The organism is Sulfitobacter sp. 1A13368, from assembly GCF_043557275.1.
GTDB classification, from domain to species: Bacteria; Pseudomonadota; Alphaproteobacteria; order Rhodobacterales; family Rhodobacteraceae; genus Sulfitobacter; species Sulfitobacter faviae.
Genome location: NZ_JBIFFR010000007.1, coordinates 185,043 through 204,713 on the forward strand (window position 1 = coordinate 185,043; position 19,671 = coordinate 204,713).

A 19,671-nucleotide genomic window follows, 5' to 3' on the forward strand; every position below is an offset into this window, starting at 1 on the left:
GCCGGAGCCCCCAATAATGATCCGCCGCCTTTATGACTGGACCCTGGGCCTGGCCCAACACCGCCATGCCCTTTGGGCGCTTGCCGTTGTCGCATTTGTCGAAAGCTCCTTCTTTCCCATCCCCCCCGACATCCTGATGATCCCGATGATCATCGCGCGGCCAAATCGCGCCTGGCTGATCGCCGGGGTGGCGCTGCTCGCGTCGGTCTTGGGCGGGCTTTTGGGCTATGCCATCGGCGCGCTGGCCTTTGAGAACCTCGGCCAGCCGATCCTTGCAAGTCTGGGCAAGACCGATGCCATGGCGGAATTCTCGACCCGGTTCAATGACATGGGCTTTTGGGCGGTGCTGGTCGCCGGGGTCACCCCCTTCCCCTACAAGGTCATCACGATCATGTCGGGCTGGACGGGTATGCCGCTTGGCACCTTTATCATGACCTCGATCCTCGCCCGCGGGCTGCGGTTTTTTGTCGTGGCGGGGCTGCTGTGGCGCTTTGGCGCACCGATCCGAGACTTCATTGAACGGCGCTTGGGTTTGATGTTCACATTGGCCGTCGCCCTGCTGATCGGCGGCTTCATGGTGGTGAAGGTTCTATGACGGGTAAGACATTGACTTTGCTGGCGACGCTCGGTTCGGCCGCGCTGTTGCTGGGGGCTTTCGGGTTTCAACATCTGGGCGGCTACGCGCCCTGTCAGATGTGCCTTTGGCAGCGCTGGCCCCATGCGGCGGCGGTGCTGTTTGGGGCAATCGTACTGCTTGGCGGGCCGCGCGTGCTGGCCTGGCTCGGCGCTTTGGCGGCGGCGGTGACCGCGTTGATTGGCGTCTTTCATGCCGGTGTGGAATGGGGCTGGTGGCCCGGGCCAAGTTCCTGCACCGGCGGCGGCATGGATTTGGGCAGCCTCGATGGCGGGTCGCTGCTGTCGACCGAAGGCCCCAGCGGCTTGGTCATGTGCGATGAGATCGTCTGGCAGTTTCTGGGCCTGTCGATGGCCGGGTGGAACGCGATTTTCTCTTTCATCTTGGTCGGCCTTTGGGTCGCCGCCGCGCGGAAGGCGGCCTGAAGAACGAGAACCGGACAAACTGGACAGGTGACCTTCCAGTTTGTCAAAAACACCCCCGAAACGGACAGTTTGACGGCTTGTCGTTCGACAGATGCGCGGATTATCTGAGATCAAACATCTCAGGAGTCCCCCATGTCGAACCAACAGAACTGTATTTTGCTGGGCGTTCCGCTGGACAGCGGCAAGCGCCGTCGCGGCTGCCTGATGGGGCCGGACGCCTACCGCACCGCGGGGCTGGAGCGCGCGCTGCGCGACCTCGGCCATAGCGTGACCGACCGCGGCAACGTGGCCCCTGCCCCCTACCACGCCAAGGAGCACGACAAACTGCACGCGCTGGAAGAGACCATCGCCTGGACCGAGAGCCTCGCCGCCGCCGCCGATGCGGCGATGGACGACGGGCTGCCGATCTTCATGGGTGGCGACCACGCGCTGGCGCTTGGCACCGTGCTGGGCGCGATGCGCCACGCCGAGAAGGCGGGCCGCCCGCTCTTCGTGCTCTGGCTCGATGCGCATACGGATTTCCACACGCCCCAGACCAGCGACAGCGGCAATCTGCATGGCACGCCTTTGGGCTATGTCACCGGGCGCGAGGGCTTTGACGGCTTCCCAAAAATGGATAGCCCCCTGCCCCATGACAATATCGCCATGATCGGGCTGCGCTCCGTCGATGCCGCCGAACGTGCCGCCTTGCAGGAAACCACCGTTACTTACGTCGACATGCGCGAGATCGACGAGAGCGGCATCGCCAAGCCGCTGCAACGTTTCCTCGACAAGGTCGCGGCGGCGGGCGGGATGCTGCATGTCTCGCTCGACGTTGATTTCCTCGACCCTTCCGTCGCGCCCGCCGTGGGCACCACCGTGCCGGGCGGCGCCACCGTGCGCGAGGGGCATCTGGTGATGGAGATGCTTTCGGACAGCGGTCTGATGACCTCGCTCGATCTGGTGGAGCTGAACCCCTTCCTCGATGAACGCGGGCGCACCGCGCAGCTGATGGTCGACCTCACCGCCTCGGCCTTTGGCCGCCGCGTCTTTGACCGCCCCACACGCGCATATTGATTGGAGACCCCAAGATGACCAACCTCAAACCCTCCGACAAGGCACTGGTGCCTTTTGTTTCCGTAGATCAGATGATGAAGCTGATCCACCATGTCGGCGTCGAAGAGATGCTGCGCGGGCTGGCCGACTACATCGAAGCCGATTTCAAACGTTGGGAGCTTTTCGACAAGACCCCGCGCGTGGCGAGCCATTCCGAGAAGGGCGTGATCGAGTTGATGCCGACCTCTGACGGCGATGTTTACGGTTTCAAATACGTCAACGGCCACCCCGACAACACCAAGACCGGCTTCCAGACCGTCACCGCATTTGGCCTTCTGGCCAATGTGGCCAACGGCTACCCGGTGCTGCTGACCGAGATGACGATCCTCACCGCCCTGCGCACGGCGGCGACCTCGGCGGTGGTGGCGCGGCTGCTGGCACCCAAGGGCAGCCGGGTCATGGCGATGATCGGCAACGGCGCGCAGTCCGAGTTCCAGAGCCTCGCCATGAAGGCGATCTGCGGCGTGGACGAGGTGCGCCTTTACGACATCGACCGCGCGGCGACCGCGAAATGCGCGCGCAATCTGGCGGGCTCGGGGCTGAAGGTGGTGGAATGCGACAGTGCCGAGGAGGCGATCATGGGCGCGCAGATCATCACGACCTGCACCGCGGACAAGCAATATGCCACGATCCTGACCGACAATATGGTCGGCTCCGGCGTACATATCAACGCGATCGGCGGCGACTGTCCGGGCAAGACGGAACTGGCGCCCGCGATCCTGCACCGTTCGGCCATCTTCGTGGAATACCCCGAGCAGACTCGCATCGAGGGCGAAATCCAGCAGCTTGAGCCTGACCACCCGGTGACCGAGATCTGGCAGGTGCTGACCGGTCAGGCAGAGGGCCGCCGCGATGCGCAACAGATCACCCTGTTCGACTCCGTGGGCTTCGCGATCGAAGATTTCTCGGCCCTGCGCTATGTCCGCGACCAGATTGCCGAAACCGGGCTGTTCCAGCCGCTCGACCTTCTGGCCGACCCGGATGATCCGCGCGACCTGTTTGGCATGCTGCAACGCGCGGGTTGAGTGTTTGGGGCCGCCGTCCTTCCGCGGCGGCCTCTACCCTTTCGTCACGTCATGGGCATAGAGCCAATCGAAGACCCGCAGCATCGCGCCGGGCGCCAGCGTTGAGGCGATGCGCAGCCCGGTATGGGCCGCAAAGCGTATCGGACCTGAGCGCAGGTGATAGCGGGTGGCGTTGCCTTCGGAGGTTTTCACGATGCGCCGCGCCCGGTCGATGCGCGCGGCCTGATAGGCGGTGAGCGCCACGTCGCGCGGATGGCGGGTCAGGCAATCGGCCAAAACCCATGCATCCTCCAACGCCATATTCGCGCCCTGCGCCAGAAAGGGCAGTGTCGGATGGGCCGCATCGCCCAAAAGCGCCACACCCTCCGCCTGCCAATCGGCGGCGACGGGGTGGTGGTGCAGCCCCCACAGGGTCACGTCCTGCACCATCTCTAACATCTGCGCGGCCTCACCGCCGAAACCGGCAAAGGCGCGGCGCAGGTTGGCAGGATCGTCGCTGTGGTGCCAGCCTTCGGCGGCCCAATCGTCGCGCTCTTCCACGGCCACGAGGTTGACCATACGCCCCTCGCGCAGCGGATAGCTGACCAGATGTTTCCCCGGGCCCATGGTGACCCGCGCCTCGGGCGGGTGATCGACCACGTTGGGGATAAGCGCGCGCCATGCCACCTGCCCCGAGAACCGCGCCTGATCCGCCCCATTCAACTGTATCCGCCCGACCGAGTGGATGCCATCGGCGGCCACCACCAGTTCCGCCCGCCGCCGCCCGCCGCGCGCCATCTGCACCTGCGGCAAAGCGCCGGGGTGGATGGAGGCGACCTGCGCGTCGGTCTCAAAGCTGACGTTGGCACGCTGCGCGGCCTCGCGCAGCAGATCGACCAAATCGGCACGGTGGAGGAAATAATAGCGCTGATCATCCGGCAGACGGGTCAGATCAAGCCGCGCCACTTGGCCGCCCTTGGCGTAGTCGCAGAGCCGTACCGCCTGCCCGCGCACCGCGCCGCGCGCTGCCAACCCGCGCTCAAGCCCCAGCCCGCGCAGGACGGCGAGGCCATTGGGGCTGATCTGCAACCCGGCACCGATCTCGGAAAAGCGGGCGGCCTGTTCGAGCAGGGTCACGGCCACGCCACGCCGCGCCAGCGCCGTGGCCAGCGCCAGCCCGCCGATCCCGCCGCCCACGACAATCGCATTGGAAGGTTTCATTCGCGCCCCAACCACAAACGCCGAAGCATTTGCCCCGGCGTGTGGTGTTTCAGGTGATGTCAGTCGTCGCGGTGGACTTTCTCGCGCCGCTCGTGACGCTCTTGCGCCTCAAGGGTCATGGTGGCGATGGGCCGCGCGTCCAGCCGTTTTAGCGAGATCGGATCGCCGGTGACCATGCAGTAACCGAACTCTCCCTCGTCGATCCGCCGCAGCGCCGCGTCGATCTTGCCGACCAGTTTACGCGCCCGATCCCGGGTGCGCAGTTCCAAGGCGCGGTCGGTCTCTTCCGAAGCGCGATCGGTCACGTCCGGGATGTTCCGGGTGCCGTCTTGTAGTGTCTCGATGGTGTCGCGGCTACCTGCCAACAGTTCCGCTTTCCAGTTGATCAGCTTGCGCCGAAAGTATTCAAGCTGACGGTCATTCATGAATGGCTCGTCCTCGGCCGGACGATAGTCGTCCGGCAGGAAGATTTCCTGCTTCATTTGTTTTTCCCCGGCGTTTTTCAATTCAGACATTAAAAAGGCCTGTCTCCCGACATCGTCCCCTGCCGCAGCGTCTATCTGAGCGGGTAACAATTGTCACTACACAATCCCTTTGATTTTTGGTTAAAGGCCAAGGATCAAGCGCCCGTCACACGAGGTTGAAAACAAGATGAAATTCCAAGGCACCAAAGACTACGTCGCCACCGATGACCTGAAAATTGCCGTCAATGCGGCGGTGACGCTGGAGCGGCCATTGCTGGTGAAGGGCGAGCCCGGCACCGGCAAGACCGAGTTGGCGCGGCAGGTCAGCGACGCTTTGGGCCTGCGCATGATCGAATGGAACATCAAATCGACCACCCGCGCACAGCAGGGCCTGTACGAGTATGACGCCGTGAACCGTCTGCGCGACAGCCAGTTGGGCGACGAGCGGGTTCATGACGTGAAGAACTACATCCGCAAGGGCAAGCTTTGGCAGGCTTTCGAGGCGGACGAGAAGGTCGTGCTGCTGATCGACGAGATCGACAAGGCCGACATCGAGTTTCCCAACGACCTGTTGCAGGAACTCGATAAGATGGAATTCTTCGTTTATGAGACGGGTGAGACGATCCGGGCCAAGCAGCGCCCCATCGTCATCATCACCTCGAACAACGAAAAAGAACTGCCCGACGCCTTCCTGCGCCGCTGTTTCTTCCACTACATCCAATTCCCCGACATGGAGACGCTGAAACAGATCGTCGAAGTGCACCATCCGGGCATCAAGCAACAGCTTCTGACCACCGCGCTGACGCAGTTCTACGAGATCCGCGAACAGCAGGGGCTGAAGAAGAAACCCTCGACCTCCGAAGTGCTGGACTGGCTGAAACTGCTGCTGGCCGAGGATATGGACGCCGAAGATCTGGCCAAGGACGGCCCCAACGCCCTGCCCAAGCTGCATGGCGCGCTGTTGAAGAACGAACAGGACGTGCATCTGTTCGAGCGGCTGGCCTTCATGGCGCGTCGCCAGCGGTAGGGCGGCAACACAAATGCCACTTTACGTCAAAAGCGGGTATTTTCCTCGCTTTTGATTTTTCGCCTGCCTAGGCTGAGGTCAATCACGGGCGCAAAGACCCGGGTTGAAACGACCGATGGGGCAGGCAGATGCAAGGACAATCAGCAACCGCGCCACGCGCATATTGGGATAGAGCAGCCCACGCAGGGAGGCAGAGAGGCCCGGGCGCATGGGGCCCCGGCGCATGAGACGCAGCGTGAAGGCGCGGCTGATCCTGCCGCTGATGCTGCTGCTGAACGCCTGCGTGCCCGCCTCGCATTCCGAAGTGGCAACCCGTGCGGTCATCGCCGACAGCACCCTGCCCCCGATGAAACAGTTCACCCAAGCCCGCCCCGCTCAGCCGCATGTGTCGAATGCCGCGCTGGCGGAGGATTTCCTCGACCTGTCCTTCCGGATGGAAAGTGGCCGCGCCCTGCCCGTTCTGACCCGTTTCGAGGGGCCGATCACCCTGCGCGTGCTGGGCCAGCCGCCCGCCACGCTGGGGCCGGACCTTGCGCGACTGCTGGCCCGTCTGCGCCGCGAGGCCGGGATCGAACTGCGTGAGGTCACGGGCGGAGAGGCAAGCATCACCATTCAAGCGGTGAACCGCAGCCAGATCCGGCGGCTCTTGCCGCAGGCGGCCTGTTTCGTAGTGCCAAACGTCAGCACGCTTGAGGAATACCGCCGCGCGCGCCGCTCGCCCGCCACCGATTGGACCCGCCTGACCGAGCGGCGCAAGCTGGCGATCTTCCTGCCCAATGACGTGAGCCCGCAGGAAAGCCGCGACTGCCTGCATGAGGAACTGGCCCAAGCGCTTGGGCCGCTGAACGATCTCTACCGCCTGCCGGATTCGGTGTTTAACGACGACAATGTGCATACGGTGCTGACCGGTTTCGACATGCTGGTGCTGCGCATCTATTATGACCCCGCGCTGCGCTCGGGCATGAACCGCGAGGAGGTGGCCGCCCGTCTGCCGGGCATTCTGGCCCGGGTGAACCCCGCAGGCGGCACCGTCGCCCCCCGCCCCGCCCGCGCCACGCCGCAGGTCTGGAGCCGCGCGATCCAAACCGCCCTTGGCCGCGACGTGGGCCGCAACGCCCGGCTGAAGGCCGCCCGCGATGCGCTGCGCATCGCCGAGACGCAGGGCTGGCAGGACAACCGCCACGCCTTTTCGCATTACGCCATGGGCCGGGTCATCCAGATGACCGAACCCGCCGCCGCACAGGCGCATTACCAAACCGCCGACGCCCTCTATGCCCGCACCCCCGGCACCACGCTGCACCGCGCCTATGTCGCCACCCAGCGAGCAGGCTATGCGGTGACCATCGGCGACGGCGCAGGCGCGCTGGCGCTGATCGCGCCGCATCTGCCCGTGGCCGAAGCCAGCGAAAACGCCGCCCTTCTGGCCACACTCATGCTGCTCAAGGCCGAAGCGTTGGAGATCGAAGGCCGCGGCATTGAGGCGCGCCGCGTCAGGCTGGACAGCATCGGCTGGGCGCGATACGGCTTTGGCCCTGACTGGGCCGTGCGGGCCAAGCTGCGCGAGATCGCAAGCCTAAACCCGCGCAATGGATAGGCCCGCAAAACAAACGGGCAATAGGTTATGATAGCACTCGGATTGGCATTGATCGGCGCGATTATCGGCGGGCTGACCGCGCGCAAACGCGGCGGCAACCGCAAGGACATCGCGCAATATGCCGCGGGCTATGGCATGGCCTTTCTCATCGTCGGCATGATCGCCACGGTTCTGCTGGACCGCGCATTGAGCGTCTGATGTTTCTGCCCTTCTTCGATCAGCTGCGCCGCCACAATGTCCCGGTCTCCCTGCGGGAATTTCTGGCCTTTCTCGAAGGTATGAAAGCGGGGCTTGCGACCTATGACGTTGAGGCGTTTTACTATCTCGCCCGCGTGTCGATGGTCAAAGATGAGCGCAACATCGACAAGTTCGACCGCGCCTTCGCCGCCGCCTTCAAAGGGTTGGAGAAGATCAGCCTCGACGATGTGCTCGACGCCGTGGACCTGCCCGAAGACTGGCTGCGCAAGATGGCCGAAAAGCACCTCACGCCTGAGGAAAAGGCCGAGATCGAAGCCATGGGCGGTTTCGACAAGCTGATGGAGACGCTGAAAAAGCGGCTGGAGGAACAGAAGGGCCGGCATCAGGGCGGCTCCAAATGGGTCGGCACGGCGGGCACCTCGCCCTTCGGCGCCTATGGCTACAATCCCGAGGGCGTGCGGATCGGCCAGAAGGAAAGCCGCCACCAACGCGCGGTCAAGGTCTGGGATAAGCGCGAATTCCGCAACCTCGACGACAATGTCGAGATCGGCACCCGCAATATTAAACTGGCGCTGAAACGCCTGCGCCGTTGGGCGCGCGATGGCGCGGCAGAGGAGTTTGACCTCAACGGCACGATCCGCGCCACGGCGGAACATGGCTATCTCGACGTTAAAACCCGGCCCGAGCGGCGCAATGCGGTGAAAGTGCTGCTGTTTCTCGACATCGGCGGTTCGATGGATCCGCATGTGAAAGTGGTCGAGGAACTCTTCAGCGCCGCGAAAGGTGAGTTCAAGCATCTCGAACATTTCTACTTCCACAATTGTCTCTACGAAGGCGTGTGGCGCGACAACCGCCGCCGCTGGGATGCGCAGATCCCCACCCATGAGGTGCTGCGCAGCTATGGCTCTGACTACAAATGCATTTTCGTGGGCGATGCCAGCATGTCGCCCTATGAGATCGCCTATCCGGGCGGCGCGAATGAGCACTGGAATGCCGAGGCGGGAGCCACATGGCTGGCGCGTGCGCGGGACCAATGGCCGAACCACCTGTGGATCAACCCCGTCCCCGAACGGCAGTGGGGCTACACCCAATCCATCGCCATGATCCAAGAGATTTTCGGCCCCGAGGCAATGGTGCCCATGACGCTCGAAGGGTTGAGCCGTGGCATTAAGACCATGACGCGCTGACCCCTTCCTTGACAGCCTGCCGCGCCGCGCCACCTCAGGGGGCGAAGGCAAGCAATGTGGAAGGAAATAGAATGTCCCCGATCATCAAATCCGGCAGCGCGAAATGGGAAGGCTCGCTCAAAGAGGGCAATGGCCATGTCTCGACCGAAAGCGGCGTGCTGTCCGACCAGCCCTATGGCTTCAACACCCGTTTCGAAGGCAAGCAAGGCACCAACCCCGAAGAGTTGATCGGTGCGGCCCATGCCTCCTGCTTTTCCATGGCCCTGTCGATGATCCTCGGGCAAAGCGACCTGACGCCCGACAGTATCGAGACCAAGGCAGAGGTCCATCTGGAAGAGAAAGACGGCGGCTTTCATGTGCCCAAGGTGCATCTGACGGTTGAGGCCAGCATCCCCGGCGCGAGCCAAGAGGACTTCGACAAGGCGGCGAAAACCGCCAAGGAGAACTGCCCGATCTCTAAGCTGCTGACGGCAGAGATCACGATGGACGCGAAACTCGTCTGATCGCCAAGAATACGACCGGGGCGCAGGCCATGGCCGCTTGCCCCCGGTCCCCCCGCTCCCCATATTGAGCGCATGATCCGCGTTATCCCCATCCTTCTCGCCATCCTCTATGCGCTGGCGATGTACCGTTTCTCGGCTTGGCGCACGGCGCGGGAGTTGGATGCGAAATCGACGCCGCTGGTCGATCCGAAGTTAAACGAGATCAGCAACCGCATGGCCCGCGCGCTCGACCTGCCGCGCATCAAGGTGCATCTTTATGAGATCGAACCCGTAAACGGGCTGGCGGCCCCCGATGGGCGGATTTTCATCACCCGCGGCTTCTACAACAAATTCCGCCAAGGTGCTGTAACGGCTGAAGAATTGGCAAGCGTCATCGCCCATGAATTGGGCCATGTCGCGCTTGGCCATTCGCGCCGCCGGATGATTGATTTCTCGGGCCAAAACGCCCTGCGCACGGCCCTTGCGATGGTGCTCGGGCGGCTCATTCCCGGCATCGGCGTCTGGATCGCCAGCGGGCTGACCAGCCTGCTTGCCGCGCGGCTGTCGCGTAACGATGAATATGAGGCCGACGCCTATGCCGCCGCCCTGCTCACCAAGGCCGGGATCGGCATTGGCCCGCAAATCTCCCTGTTTGAAAAACTCGACGCGCTGAGCCAATCTGGCGGCAACCGTCCGCCTGCGTGGTTGCTGAGCCATCCAAAGACGGAAGAGCGGATCGACAAGCTGCGCCAGATGCAGTTGCGGTGGGACGGCTGACCTAGCCCAAAGCCTTTGCCAGCCTCGGCAGCCGCGCCTTTTTCAGCAGCGCGCGCATTTCCCATGGCTCACCGGAAAGCCGCCGCGCCTCTTGCAGAACGGCTTCGGCCACGGGGGCGACCATCTCCGGCGTCGCCTGCCAGATGCCATGCAGGTAGCTGTCGGGATCGGCCCGGCTCAGCCCCTCTTCGGCGAGGATTTGGCGCGGGAAGTCCTTGGCGTTCAGCGTCAGGATCATATCGGCACTGCTGGCCACGGCGACGGCCAACACATGGATGTCATTCTCATCCGGCAGCCAAAGCCGCGCTTGCAGACCGGGGGAAGCCTCGCGCTCGGCCCCCGGCCATTTGCCGCGCAACAGCGCAATCTCGGCCCGTGCCTGCGCTTCGCCCGCGGGGCCAAGCTTGACCGCCGCGCGGGCCCATTCCTCCAAGATACGCGCCGACCAAATCGGCTCGAACGCGCCCCCTGCGGCCACGCCGAGCACCATTTCGCGCATCACCGTGGGGTAAAGCACGCAAGCGTCGATCAGCACGCGGGGGCGCGCTTTCATCACAGGCGGAAGAACAGCGATTTGAGGTAGCCGCTTTCCGCAAGCTGCGGCAGTTGCGGGTGGTCCGCCCCGGCGAAGCCGGTGTGCAGCAGCATGGCGCGGCGTCCGGCCCGACCGATGCCGCGCACCGAAGCCGTGCGGAACTGGTTCAGGTCAGCGGCATGAGAGCAAGAGCAAAGCCCCAGAATGCCGTTCTCCGCCACCAGTTGCGCCGAGAGGCGCGCGACACGTTCATAGGCGCGCAAGCCAGCGTCGACCGCTTGGCGCGAGGGGGCAAAGGCAGGCGGGTCGCAGATCACCACATCGAAAGTCTCGCCCTCGTCCCGCAGGGCGGTGAGCACGTCGAAAGCATCGCCTTGGCGGGTGGCGAAACGGTCTTGCATGCCCATCGCTGCGGCCCCGGCCTCGGCCAGTTCCAGCGCGGGGGCGGAGCCGTCCACCGCCAGCGCTGAGGCCGCGCCGCCCGCAAGTGCTGCGAGGGAGAAGCCGCCGACGTGGGAGAAAACATCGAGCACCCGCGCGCCATTCCGCGCGAGATTGGCGGCAAAGGCGTGGTTCGGGCGTTGGTCGTAGAACAGGCCGGTTTTCTGCCCGCCGGTGAGGTCGGCCATATAGGTCGCGCCATTCATCGGCACCGGCAGCGGCCCCTCGGGCGTCTCGCCCGCCAACGTGGCCGAGGCATCGTCGAGCCCTTCGAGCTTGCGGGTCCGGCCTGAGGCGTTTTTGAGTACGTTGTGCACGCCCGTCACGGATTGCAGCGCGGCGACGAGCGGTTCGATCAGCGCATCGGCCCAAGCGGCATTGGGTTGGATCACGCAGGTATCGCCGAAACGGTCGATGATGACACCCGGCAGGCCATCGGCCTCGGCATGGATCAGGCGGTAATAGGGTTGATCGTAAAGCTGGCTGCGCAGTTGAAGGGCGCGATTGAGGCGGGCTTCGAACCAGGCCTGATCGATCTGCGTCTCGGCGTCTTGGTCGATCATCCGGGCGATGATCTTGGAATTCGGATTGACCGCGACCAGCCCCATGGGCTTGCGCTCGGCATCCTCCAACAGCGCCAGCGTGCCGGGGGCGAGCCCGCGCGTGCGGCGGTCGGTGACCAATTCATTGGCATAGACCCAAGGAAAGCCGTGGCGGATGGCGCGGGCGTTGGCCTTGGGCAATAGGCGCACCACGGGACGTGTGGCAGGCTGCGGGGCGGAGGGGGTTTGGGGCGTTGTCATAGCGCCCCTCGTACTGCGTTCGCGCGGCTGGGGAAAGAGGTTTCGCAAGCCCCCATCGGCGGTCAGTTGCGCGCCCTGCCCCGCCAGCCGCCCCGACGGCGCGGGGTGGTGAGCGTCGTCTGCCCCTCGCGCAGCACTTGGGTCATCGGGTGATCGGCGGTGGCGCGGTGTTGTTCCAGCAATCGGGTAATGGCGGCGCTGCTGTCGTGTCCGTCGGGCAGGCTCAAAGCCCAATCAAGGAAGATGCTGCGGCATTCGGCGGGGCCGATCCCCTCCATGCGGTAGGATTCGCGGATCAGGCCCTTGGGGTCATCGGGATCGCTCATGCGCCCTCCCGCCGTGGCACTGGCAGCGCCGCGTTGATGATCTGCGCGGCGCTGTCGTAGTCGGTCTGCATCTTGCTTTCCAAGGCAGAGAGGTCGTCACATTCCAGCACCCGGCAGAGGAAACTCGCCCCCGCCTGCCCCATCGCCCCCGCCTCGATCGGATTGGCCGAGAGCAGCCGCGCGGCGCAGTTCAGGGTCCAAGCGTCGGTATAGGCGGCGGAGAGGGTCGCCTCCCCTTCGGTGTCGATCATCCCTTCGTCGCGGGCGGCGGCAAGGCCCGCGTCGATCTCACGCGCGCCGGTACCCCCGATGAGCGCCCCCGCCTGCGCGAAGAGTTCGATATCCTGCAAACGCCCCGCGCCGGTCTTGGCGTCGAGCGCACCTGCGGGGCTGCGGGCCGCGGCGATGCGGCGGCGCATATCGGCCACCTCCCCCAGCACCTTGTCACGCGGGGCGGCGCGGCTGAGGATGTCTTTGCACAGCGCGTCAACATCGCGGCCCAGATCCTCTGCCCCCGCGATCACCCGGGCGCGGGTGAGGGCCAGATGCTCCCACACCCATGCTTGTTCTTTCTGATAGCTCTCGAAACTGGCAAGGCTGGTCGCCACCGGCCCCTGATTGCCCGAAGGGCGCAGGCGCATGTCGATGTCGTAGAGCTTGCCTTGGGCCATCGGCGCGGTCATCGCAGTGATCATCGCTTGGGTCAGCCGCGCGTAATAGATGCGCGTGGCGAGGGGTTTGGGGCCATCGGAACTTTCCACCCCATCGGCGTCATAGATTACCAGCATATCGAGGTCAGAAGTCGGCGTCAGCCGCCCGGCCCCGAGCGAACCCATGCCAAGGATCACCGCCCCGCGCCCCGGCGGCGGGCCATGGCGGGTGGTGAATTGATCGACGACCACGGGCCAAAGCGCCTGCAAGACGGCTTGGGCAAGCTCGGCATACTGCCGCCCGGCGGTGGCCGCGTCGATCAGCCCGCGCAGCAGATGCACGCCGATCCGAAAATGCCATTCGCGCGCCCAACGGCGGGTGCCGTCAAGGCGCAATTCATAATCCGCCTCCCCCGCAAGGTGCTGCTCCAGCATCTCAGTCAGCTTGGTCTGCCCCGGCCAGTCCGAAAAGAAATCCCCGCCGATCACCGCGTCGAAAACGCCGGAGTTGCGCGACAGATGCGTGGCCAATGCGGGCGAGGTGGCGACGATATCCACCAAGAGATCGCCCAGTTGCGGATTGGCCCGCAAAAGCGAGAAGAGCTGCACCCCGGCAGGCAATCCCGCGAGAAAACCGTCAAAGGCCAAAAGCCCCTCATCCGGCTTGGCCGATTGCGCCAGACGGTCCAGCAGAAGCGGTTTGAGCCGCCCGAAGATATCCGCACCCCGCTCCGAGCGCAGCGCGGGGTAGCTGGGCCAACGGTCCAGCACCGAAGTGTCGAATTGATGCGCAGGGCGCGCGGCTTCCGGCTCTTCCCTCGTGGCGGCGAAAAAGCTTTCGATCAGGTCGTGCACAGCTTGAAGTCGCGCATGAAGATCAGCCTGCAAGTCTTTGACATCCATATCCATCATGGCGGCCAGCCGGTCGAAATCGGCATCATTGCGCGGCAGCGTGTGGGTCTGGGCGTCTTGCACCATCTGCAACCGGTGTTCGACCGTGCGGTGCGCGCGGTAGTGATCGCCAAGCGTCGCGGCCACCTCCTCGGGCACCCAGCCCTTTTCGGCCAGCACGCGCAATCCCGCCAGCGTCCCGCGGGGTCGCAGGTCCGCATCCCGGCCCCCGGCGATGAGTTGCCGGGTCTGTGTGAAAAACTCGATCTCGCGGATGCCGCCCCGGCCCAGTTTCATATCATGGCCCGGCAGGGTGATTGGGCCGCCCAAGCCCTTGTGCTCACGGATTGCTAGCCGCATGTCATGGGCGTCTTGGATCGCGGCGAAATCCAAGTGGCGGCGCCAGACGAAAGGGCGCAGGGATTGCAAAAACGCCTCGCCTGCCGCGATGTCGCCCACTGCCGGGCGGGCCTTGATATAGGCCGCGCGCTCCCATGTGCGGCCAAGGCTTTCGTAATAGCGCTCCGCTGCCTCCATCGCGATGCAGACGGGGGTGACCGCCGGGTCGGGGCGCAGGCGTAGGTCGGTGCGGAAGACATAGCCTTGGGCAGTATTCTCGCTCAGTGTGGCAGACATGGCGCGCGTGGCTTTGACGAAGGCGCTCCGGGCGGCGTGGAAATCATCAGGTGCAAAACGGCTTTCATCAAAAAGGCAAATCAGGTCGATGTCTGAGGAATAGTTCAGCTCCCCCGCGCCCATCTTGCCCATGGCAAAGACGACCATGCCGGCGCAATCGGAAAGATCGTCCATCGTCATGCCCGGCAGCTTGCCGCGTTTGATCTGTGCCGCCAGCCCCGCCCGCAGGGCCGCGCCGCTGGCGGCATCGGCGTATTCCGTCAGCGCGTCGGTCACCTCCTCCAGCGACCATGCCCCGCCCAGATCGGCCAGCGCGGTCAGCAGAGCCATGCGCCGCTTGCCCTGCCGCAGCCCATCGGCAAGCCGGTCAGGGGCCAGTTCCGCCGCTGCCGCGCAATTCTCGGCCAGAGCGGCTTCGGGATTGGCCACCGCCGCGCTCAGCCAGCCCGCCTCTTTCTCCAAAAGCGCCATCAGATAGGGCGCGGTCGAGGCCGCCGCCGAGATCATCTCGCGCAACTCCGGCGCGAGATCGGGCAGCAGCGCCGCCGCATCCTGCGCGCGTTCGCGGTGATAGACACGGGGGGAACGGGTGATCCGGGCGGCGAGAGATGGGTCTGTCATGGGGCCAGCTTTGCGGGCTGATCCAAGCGGCGTCAATGGGGGTTGCGACAGGGCGTGGCCTTGCTACGACTTTGCCATCTAGCAAGGGAATGAAGATGAGCAAAAGTTTGAAACGGGTGCGCGCCACGCTGGAGGCCGCTGGGGTGACGCCGAAAATCCGCGAGACGGCTTTGGCGCGGACGGCGGTGGATGCGGCCACGGCGCTTGATTGCGCGGTCGACCAGATCGCGAAATCGATCGTTCTGCGCGGCGAAGACAGCGGGGCGGCGCTGCTCTTCATCACCGCGGGCGCGCAGCAGGTCGATCTCGAACAGGCCGCGGCGCTGGCGGGGGAGCCTTTGGGCAAGGCCGATGCCGCGCTGATCCGGGCGCAGACCGGCTTTGCCATCGGCGGCGTCGCGCCTTTGGGGCATATCACGCCGCCGCGCGCTTGGTTTGACCGCAACCTGCTGCAATTCCCGCTGGTCTGGGCCGCTGCGGGCACGCCGCATCACGTTTTCTGTCTTGAACCGCAGAGAATCGCGCAGCTTTCGGGCGCGCAAGTAGCTGATTTCACTGTCGCTTCCTAAATAATGTAAAAAACATTCACATAGCCCCCTTGCGAAATGACATCGGCGTTCCGATCTATTCAATGTGAAAGACATTCACATTATCCGAAACGCCCGGGCCGGCGACAGGCCCGTCACGACCGAAAGGCTCAACAATGACGACAGTGACCACCGACCCGACCTACTCCCCCCGCCCCAGCTGGCTGGCCCGGACAGAAGCCTGGATGGACGCACGCGGCAAAGGCGCATGGATCGCCGCCATGGTGCTCGGCTTCATCTTCTTCTGGCCCCTGGGCCTCGCCCTTCTTGCCTATATGACTTGGAGCAAACGCATGTTCTCTTCGAAATCCTGCAGCCGCAAATCCAGCCGCGCGATGATGTCGCGCAGCACCGGCAACCGCGCCTTTGACGCCTATAAGGCCGACACCCTGCGCCGTTTGGAGGAAGAGCAGCACAACTTCGAAGCCTTCCTTGAGCGTCTGCGCGAGGCCAAGGACAAGGCCGAGTTCGACCAGTTCATGGACGAGCGCGCCAAGCGGGACGAGACGGCCACAAACGCCTGATCGCACCCTGACCCCCGCCCCCCGGCATCGCGCCCGGGGGGCCTTTCGCAGGACAAGACATGACCCAGACCCCAGACCCCGACCTACACCCGCAATTCTATGACGGCATCGCTGGCAAACGGCTGCTGGCTTGGGTCATCGATGTGACCCTTGTCCTGCTCTTTTGCGTGCTGATCTTGCCGTTCACGGCCTTTACGGGGCTGTTCTTTTTCCCCTTCCTGACGCTGGTGGTGGGCTTTGCCTACCGGGTGGCCACGCTGACCGGCGGCTCGGCCACATGGGGGATGCGCCTGATGGCGATGGAGCTGCGTGACAACCGCGATCGACCCTTTGATTTCATGACCGCGCTTTTGCACACCATCGGCTATTCGCTGTCGATGACGGTCACGATCATTCAGGTGGTTTCGGCCGTCTTGATCTGCACCACTGCCCGCCGTCAGAGCCTCACGGACATGGCGCTTGGCACCGTGCCGGTGAACCGCCGCCTCAGCCGCTAGGGCATCACGCAAATTTGCCCTTGGCGCAGCGGGGGGTGGTTGATAGCATCCCCCGATAAATGCTGGAAGCCCATGCGACATACACTGCCTTTGACACCGCAATTCTATGTCACAGCGCCGCAGCCCTGCCCCTATCTGGAGGGCCGGATGGAGCGCAAGCTGTTCACCGCCCTTCAGGGCGACAATGCCGCACGCCTGAATGACAGCCTGTCGAGCCAAGGCTTCCGCCGCTCGCAAAACGTCCTGTACCGTCCGTCCTGCGCCGATTGCGCCGCTTGTCTTTCCGCGCGGATTGACGTGGCCGCCTTTCGCCCCAGCAAAAGTCAGCGCCGCATCCTGAAGCGCAACGCAGGGCTTGAGCGCCGCGCGACATCGCCTTGGGCCACGGAAGAGCAATATGACCTTTTCCGCAGCTACCTTGATAGCCGCCATGCGGATGGGGGCATGGCGGATATGGACGTATTCGAATTCGCTGCCATGATCGAGGAAACCCCGATCCGCAGCCGGGTGATCGAATATACCGACCCTGAGGCCGACAATGCCCTCGTCGGCGTCTGCCTGACCGATGTGCTGGGCGACGGGGTGAGCATGGTCTATTCCTTCTACACCCCCGACCGGCCCCGCAACGGGCTGGGCAATTACATTATCCTCGACCATATCGAAATCGCCCGCGCGGCGGGGCTGCCTTATGTCTATCTGGGCTATTGGGTGCCCGGCAGCCAGAAGATGGGGTATAAGGCTAAATTCTCGGGGCTAGAGGTCTATATGGGCGGGCAGTGGCAAAAGTTGCGCGATCCTGAGGGTTTCGTGCCCGACCAGCACCCGCTCAGCAACGATCCCATCGCCGAACAGGTGGCCAATATTACCCTGCCGGATGTCAGCCCGCGCTGAGAAAACCTATTGATTTTGGCACTATTAACGGGCGGCCCCTTGGGCGGCCCATTTTGCTTTGTGCGATACCGCGCCGGAAATGCAGGAAAGTACGCCGCGCCGATCAAATCTTTCCGAAAATAACCAAGATGAGGCACGTTGTGAAATAAACCTACAGATAATCCCGCCTGACACACAAGATTTTCGCCATTTCGCTGTTGACGCCCCTCTTTCCCCCTCCTAATCTCACGCCACGCTTAAAGGACCCTGAAGATGACCAACCTAGTCATTATTGTAAGACACACGCGCATGGGCCGGTAACGGTAGACCATAATCCTTCCCATGCGCCCCCGTCAGACCGGGGGTTTTTTTATGCCAATCGCAATAACCTGCCTTACGGAGCACCCAAGATGAAACGCCAGATGACCGGAGCGAAAATGATCGTCCAAGCCCTGATTGACCAGGGTGTGGACACCGTCTTTGGATATCCCGGTGGCGCGGTGCTACCGATCTATGACGAGGTCTTTCAGCAGAATTCGATCAAACACGTTCTGGTGCGCCATGAACAAGGGGCGGTGCACGCCGCCGAAGGCTATGCCCGTTCCACTGGGAAGCCGGGCGTTGTGCTGGTGACCTCCGGCCCCGGTGCCACGAATGCGGTCACGGGCCTAACGGATGCGCTGCTCGATTCCATTCCGCTTGTGGTGCTGACCGGTCAGGTGCCTACTTTCATGATCGGCTCGGACGCCTTTCAAGAGGCCGACACCGTGGGCATCACCCGCCCCTGCACCAAGCACAACTGGCTGGTGAAAGAGACCGACACCCTTGGCGCCACTCTGCACGAGGCCTTCCATGTCGCCACCCATGGCCGCCCTGGCCCGGTGCTGATCGACATCCCCAAGGACGTGCAATTCGCCACTGGCCACTACGAGTCCCCCAAACCCTCCACCTCGCGCTATCAGCCTCAGGTCAAGGGCGACATGGCCGAGATCACCGAACTGGTCGCGGCGATGGAGACGGCGAAGCGTCCGATTTTCTACACCGGCGGCGGGGTCATCAACTCCGGCCCGGCGGCGAGCCAGTTGCTGCGCGAATTGGTCGATGCCACCGGCTTTCCCATCACCTCCACCCTGATGGGCCTCGGCGCCTACCCGGCGTCGGGTGACAAATGGCTTGGGATGCTCGGGATGCACGGGCTCTACGAGGCCAATATGGCGATGCATGACTGCGACCTGATGATCAACATCGGCGCGCGGTTCGATGACCGGATCACCGGCGTGATCGACAGTTTCAGCCCGAAATCCACCAAGGCGCATATCGACATCGACCCATCGTCGATCAACAAGGTGATCCGCATCGACATTCCGATCGTCGGCGATGTGGCACATGTGCTCGAAGACCTGCTGAAGGTCTGGAAATCGCGCGGCCGCAAGACCAATAGCGAGGCGGTGGCGAAATGGTGGCAGCAGATCGAAGAATGGCGCAGCATCGACTGCCTCAAGTTCAACCAGACCGGCAAGGTGATCAAACCGCAGCACGCGCTGGCACGGCTCGAAGCGCTGACCAAGGATCATGACCGCTATATTACCACCGAAGTGGGCCAGCACCAAATGTGGGCCGCGCAATACCTCGGCTTTGAGGAGCCGAACCGCTGGATGACCTCGGGCGGCCTTGGCACCATGGGCTATGGTTTCCCCGCCTCCATCGGCGTGCAGATGGCCCACCCCGAGGCACTGGTGATCAATGTGGCGGGTGAAGCCTCGTGGCTGATGAACATGCAGGAAATGGGCACGGCGATGCAATTCGGCCTGCCGGTGAAACAGTTCATCCTCAACAACGAACGGCTCGGCATGGTGCGCCAGTGGCAGGAACTGCTGCATGGTGAGCGCTATTCGCAAAGCTGGTCCGAAGCCCTGCCCGATTTCGTCAAACTGGCCGAAGCCTTTGGCGCCAAGGGGATCATCTGCTCGGACCCCGATGACCTTGATGATGCGATCATGGAGATGATCAACCACGACGGGCCGGTGATCTTTGACTGTCTGGTCGAGAAGCATGAGAACTGCTTCCCGATGATCCCAAGCGGCAAGGCGCATAACGAAATGCTGTTGCCCGGCGATCATGAGACTCAAGGTGTGATCGACGCAAAAGGATCGGTGTTGGTGTAACCCGTTTTCTTTAAAAG

Annotated in this window: 21 protein-coding genes; 15 read left to right on the forward strand and 6 right to left on the reverse strand. The window is 63.6% G+C overall.

Features of this window, described 5'->3' with window-relative positions; translation table 11 throughout:
- The first annotated feature begins 16 nt into the window (after positions 1–16).
- From ACGYK4_RS14930 to ACGYK4_RS14945, 4 genes are all read left to right on the forward strand, one after another.
- Entirely contained in the window at positions 17–595 is a 579-nt protein-coding gene (locus ACGYK4_RS14930) for a YqaA family protein (RefSeq protein ID WP_209218107.1), read from the forward strand.
- Complete coding sequence (locus ACGYK4_RS14935; protein ID WP_394457198.1) at positions 592–1,059, forward strand: disulfide bond formation protein B; 468 nt, start codon at positions 592–594, stop codon at positions 1,057–1,059. The genes ACGYK4_RS14930 and ACGYK4_RS14935 overlap by 4 nt, the downstream gene beginning before the upstream one ends.
- 132 nt (positions 1,060–1,191) lie before the next feature.
- Complete coding sequence (gene rocF / locus ACGYK4_RS14940; protein WP_394457199.1) at positions 1,192–2,115, forward strand: arginase; 924 nt, start codon at positions 1,192–1,194, stop codon at positions 2,113–2,115.
- A 14-nt stretch (positions 2,116–2,129) separates the two neighbouring features.
- On the forward strand, positions 2,130–3,179 hold the full coding sequence (locus tag ACGYK4_RS14945; RefSeq protein WP_394457201.1) for an ornithine cyclodeaminase: 1,050 nt from the start codon (positions 2,130–2,132) through the stop codon (positions 3,177–3,179).
- Between the two features lie 33 nt (positions 3,180–3,212).
- On the opposite strand, the gene ACGYK4_RS14950 is transcribed toward ACGYK4_RS14945, so the two are convergent.
- The gene (locus ACGYK4_RS14950) at positions 3,213–4,379 is read right to left on the reverse strand and encodes an FAD-dependent monooxygenase (protein WP_394457202.1); all 1,167 of its coding nucleotides are present in this window, start codon (positions 4,377–4,379) and stop codon (positions 3,213–3,215) included.
- Between the two features lie 59 nt (positions 4,380–4,438).
- Positions 4,439–4,861, reverse strand: a complete 423-nt coding sequence (dksA, locus tag ACGYK4_RS14955; protein ID WP_067262021.1) for an RNA polymerase-binding protein DksA — start codon at positions 4,859–4,861, stop codon at positions 4,439–4,441.
- A 169-nt stretch (positions 4,862–5,030) separates the two neighbouring features.
- On the opposite strand from dksA, the gene ACGYK4_RS14960 reads away from it, so the two are divergent.
- From ACGYK4_RS14960 to ACGYK4_RS14985, 6 genes are all read left to right on the forward strand, one after another.
- Positions 5,031–5,870: an AAA family ATPase gene (locus ACGYK4_RS14960; protein ID WP_394430960.1), complete on the forward strand. Its 840-nt coding sequence runs from the start codon at positions 5,031–5,033 to the stop codon at positions 5,868–5,870.
- A gap of 223 nt (positions 5,871–6,093) precedes the next feature.
- The gene (locus ACGYK4_RS14965) at positions 6,094–7,464 is read left to right on the forward strand and encodes a DUF2927 domain-containing protein (protein ID WP_394430958.1); all 1,371 of its coding nucleotides are present in this window, start codon (positions 6,094–6,096) and stop codon (positions 7,462–7,464) included.
- 27 nt (positions 7,465–7,491) lie between these two features.
- Complete coding sequence (locus ACGYK4_RS14970) at positions 7,492–7,662, forward strand: apolipoprotein acyltransferase (protein WP_067262001.1); 171 nt, start codon at positions 7,492–7,494, stop codon at positions 7,660–7,662.
- Entirely contained in the window at positions 7,662–8,849 is a 1,188-nt protein-coding gene (locus ACGYK4_RS14975; protein WP_322327887.1) for a VWA domain-containing protein, read from the forward strand. Before ACGYK4_RS14970 ends, ACGYK4_RS14975 begins: the two co-directional genes overlap by 1 nt.
- Positions 8,850–8,920: 71 nt before the next feature.
- The gene (locus tag ACGYK4_RS14980; protein ID WP_394407430.1) at positions 8,921–9,352 is read left to right on the forward strand and encodes an OsmC family protein; all 432 of its coding nucleotides are present in this window, start codon (positions 8,921–8,923) and stop codon (positions 9,350–9,352) included.
- Positions 9,353–9,424: 72 nt separating this feature from the next.
- On the forward strand, positions 9,425–10,108 hold the full coding sequence (locus tag ACGYK4_RS14985; protein ID WP_271693509.1) for a M48 family metalloprotease: 684 nt from the start codon (positions 9,425–9,427) through the stop codon (positions 10,106–10,108).
- A 1-nt stretch (position 10,109) separates the two neighbouring features.
- Here the strand turns inward: ACGYK4_RS14985 and ACGYK4_RS14990 are convergent, their stop codons facing one another.
- From ACGYK4_RS14990 to ACGYK4_RS15005, 4 genes are all read right to left on the reverse strand, one after another.
- Positions 10,110–10,661 carry an RSP_2648 family PIN domain-containing protein gene (locus tag ACGYK4_RS14990; RefSeq protein ID WP_394430954.1) on the reverse strand — a complete coding sequence of 184 codons (552 nt, stop codon included), beginning with the start codon at positions 10,659–10,661 and terminating at the stop codon, positions 10,110–10,112.
- Entirely contained in the window at positions 10,661–11,887 is a 1,227-nt protein-coding gene (locus tag ACGYK4_RS14995) for an RSP_2647 family RNA methyltransferase (RefSeq protein ID WP_394457203.1), read from the reverse strand. The genes ACGYK4_RS14990 and ACGYK4_RS14995 overlap by 1 nt, the downstream gene beginning before the upstream one ends.
- 62 nt (positions 11,888–11,949) lie before the next feature.
- On the reverse strand, positions 11,950–12,213 hold the full coding sequence (locus tag ACGYK4_RS15000; protein ID WP_394457204.1) for a hypothetical protein: 264 nt from the start codon (positions 12,211–12,213) through the stop codon (positions 11,950–11,952).
- Positions 12,210–15,011 (reverse strand): glutamine-synthetase adenylyltransferase, encoded by a 2,802-nt coding sequence (locus ACGYK4_RS15005; RefSeq protein WP_394457205.1) that lies wholly within the window; start codon positions 15,009–15,011, stop codon positions 12,210–12,212. Before ACGYK4_RS15005 ends, ACGYK4_RS15000 begins: the two co-directional genes overlap by 4 nt.
- Positions 15,012–15,106: 95 nt before the next feature.
- Here ACGYK4_RS15005 and ACGYK4_RS15010 point away from each other — a divergent pair, with 95 nt between their 5' ends.
- The 5 genes from ACGYK4_RS15010 to ACGYK4_RS15030 all read left to right on the forward strand — a co-directional run bounded on the left by ACGYK4_RS15010 (position 15,107) and on the right by ACGYK4_RS15030 (position 19,654).
- Entirely contained in the window at positions 15,107–15,580 is a 474-nt protein-coding gene (locus ACGYK4_RS15010) for a YbaK/EbsC family protein (protein ID WP_394457206.1), read from the forward strand.
- Positions 15,581–15,714: 134 nt separating this feature from the next.
- Positions 15,715–16,122 (forward strand): DUF2852 domain-containing protein, encoded by a 408-nt coding sequence (locus ACGYK4_RS15015; protein WP_209218085.1) that lies wholly within the window; start codon positions 15,715–15,717, stop codon positions 16,120–16,122.
- Between the two features lie 59 nt (positions 16,123–16,181).
- Positions 16,182–16,619, forward strand: a complete 438-nt coding sequence (locus tag ACGYK4_RS15020) for an RDD family protein (protein ID WP_394457207.1) — start codon at positions 16,182–16,184, stop codon at positions 16,617–16,619.
- 72 nt (positions 16,620–16,691) lie between these two features.
- Positions 16,692–17,510: an arginyltransferase gene (locus ACGYK4_RS15025; protein ID WP_394430942.1), complete on the forward strand. Its 819-nt coding sequence runs from the start codon at positions 16,692–16,694 to the stop codon at positions 17,508–17,510.
- Positions 17,511–17,899: 389 nt separating this feature from the next.
- Positions 17,900–19,654, forward strand: a complete 1,755-nt coding sequence (locus tag ACGYK4_RS15030) for an acetolactate synthase 3 large subunit (RefSeq protein WP_394430940.1) — start codon at positions 17,900–17,902, stop codon at positions 19,652–19,654.
- Positions 19,655–19,671 lie beyond the last annotated feature (17 nt).

Excerpts from the sequence above, each read along its gene's own strand:
- ACGYK4_RS14930 (WP_209218107.1), top strand. The coding sequence starts at position 17 with ATGATCCGCCGCCTTTATGACTGGACCCTGGGCCTGGCCCAACACCGC.
- ACGYK4_RS14935 (WP_394457198.1), top strand. The coding sequence starts at position 592 with ATGACGGGTAAGACATTGACTTTGCTGGCGACGCTCGGTTCGGCCGCG.
- rocF (WP_394457199.1), top strand. The coding sequence starts at position 1,192 with ATGTCGAACCAACAGAACTGTATTTTGCTGGGCGTTCCGCTGGACAGC.
- ACGYK4_RS14945 (WP_394457201.1), top strand. The coding sequence starts at position 2,130 with ATGACCAACCTCAAACCCTCCGACAAGGCACTGGTGCCTTTTGTTTCC.
- ACGYK4_RS14950 (WP_394457202.1), bottom strand. The coding sequence starts at position 4,379 with ATGAAACCTTCCAATGCGATTGTCGTGGGCGGCGGGATCGGCGGGCTG.
- dksA (WP_067262021.1), bottom strand. The coding sequence starts at position 4,861 with ATGAAGCAGGAAATCTTCCTGCCGGACGACTATCGTCCGGCCGAGGAC.
- ACGYK4_RS14960 (WP_394430960.1), top strand. The coding sequence starts at position 5,031 with ATGAAATTCCAAGGCACCAAAGACTACGTCGCCACCGATGACCTGAAA.
- ACGYK4_RS14965 (WP_394430958.1), top strand. The coding sequence starts at position 6,094 with ATGAGACGCAGCGTGAAGGCGCGGCTGATCCTGCCGCTGATGCTGCTG.
- ACGYK4_RS14970 (WP_067262001.1), top strand. The coding sequence starts at position 7,492 with ATGATAGCACTCGGATTGGCATTGATCGGCGCGATTATCGGCGGGCTG.
- ACGYK4_RS14975 (WP_322327887.1), top strand. The coding sequence starts at position 7,662 with ATGTTTCTGCCCTTCTTCGATCAGCTGCGCCGCCACAATGTCCCGGTC.
- ACGYK4_RS14980 (WP_394407430.1), top strand. The coding sequence starts at position 8,921 with ATGTCCCCGATCATCAAATCCGGCAGCGCGAAATGGGAAGGCTCGCTC.
- ACGYK4_RS14985 (WP_271693509.1), top strand. The coding sequence starts at position 9,425 with ATGATCCGCGTTATCCCCATCCTTCTCGCCATCCTCTATGCGCTGGCG.
- ACGYK4_RS14990 (WP_394430954.1), bottom strand. The coding sequence starts at position 10,661 with ATGAAAGCGCGCCCCCGCGTGCTGATCGACGCTTGCGTGCTTTACCCC.
- ACGYK4_RS14995 (WP_394457203.1), bottom strand. The coding sequence starts at position 11,887 with ATGACAACGCCCCAAACCCCCTCCGCCCCGCAGCCTGCCACACGTCCC.
- ACGYK4_RS15000 (WP_394457204.1), bottom strand. The coding sequence starts at position 12,213 with ATGAGCGATCCCGATGACCCCAAGGGCCTGATCCGCGAATCCTACCGC.
- ACGYK4_RS15005 (WP_394457205.1), bottom strand. The coding sequence starts at position 15,011 with ATGACAGACCCATCTCTCGCCGCCCGGATCACCCGTTCCCCCCGTGTC.
- ACGYK4_RS15010 (WP_394457206.1), top strand. The coding sequence starts at position 15,107 with ATGAGCAAAAGTTTGAAACGGGTGCGCGCCACGCTGGAGGCCGCTGGG.
- ACGYK4_RS15015 (WP_209218085.1), top strand. The coding sequence starts at position 15,715 with ATGACGACAGTGACCACCGACCCGACCTACTCCCCCCGCCCCAGCTGG.
- ACGYK4_RS15020 (WP_394457207.1), top strand. The coding sequence starts at position 16,182 with ATGACCCAGACCCCAGACCCCGACCTACACCCGCAATTCTATGACGGC.
- ACGYK4_RS15025 (WP_394430942.1), top strand. The coding sequence starts at position 16,692 with ATGCGACATACACTGCCTTTGACACCGCAATTCTATGTCACAGCGCCG.
- ACGYK4_RS15030 (WP_394430940.1), top strand. The coding sequence starts at position 17,900 with ATGAAACGCCAGATGACCGGAGCGAAAATGATCGTCCAAGCCCTGATT.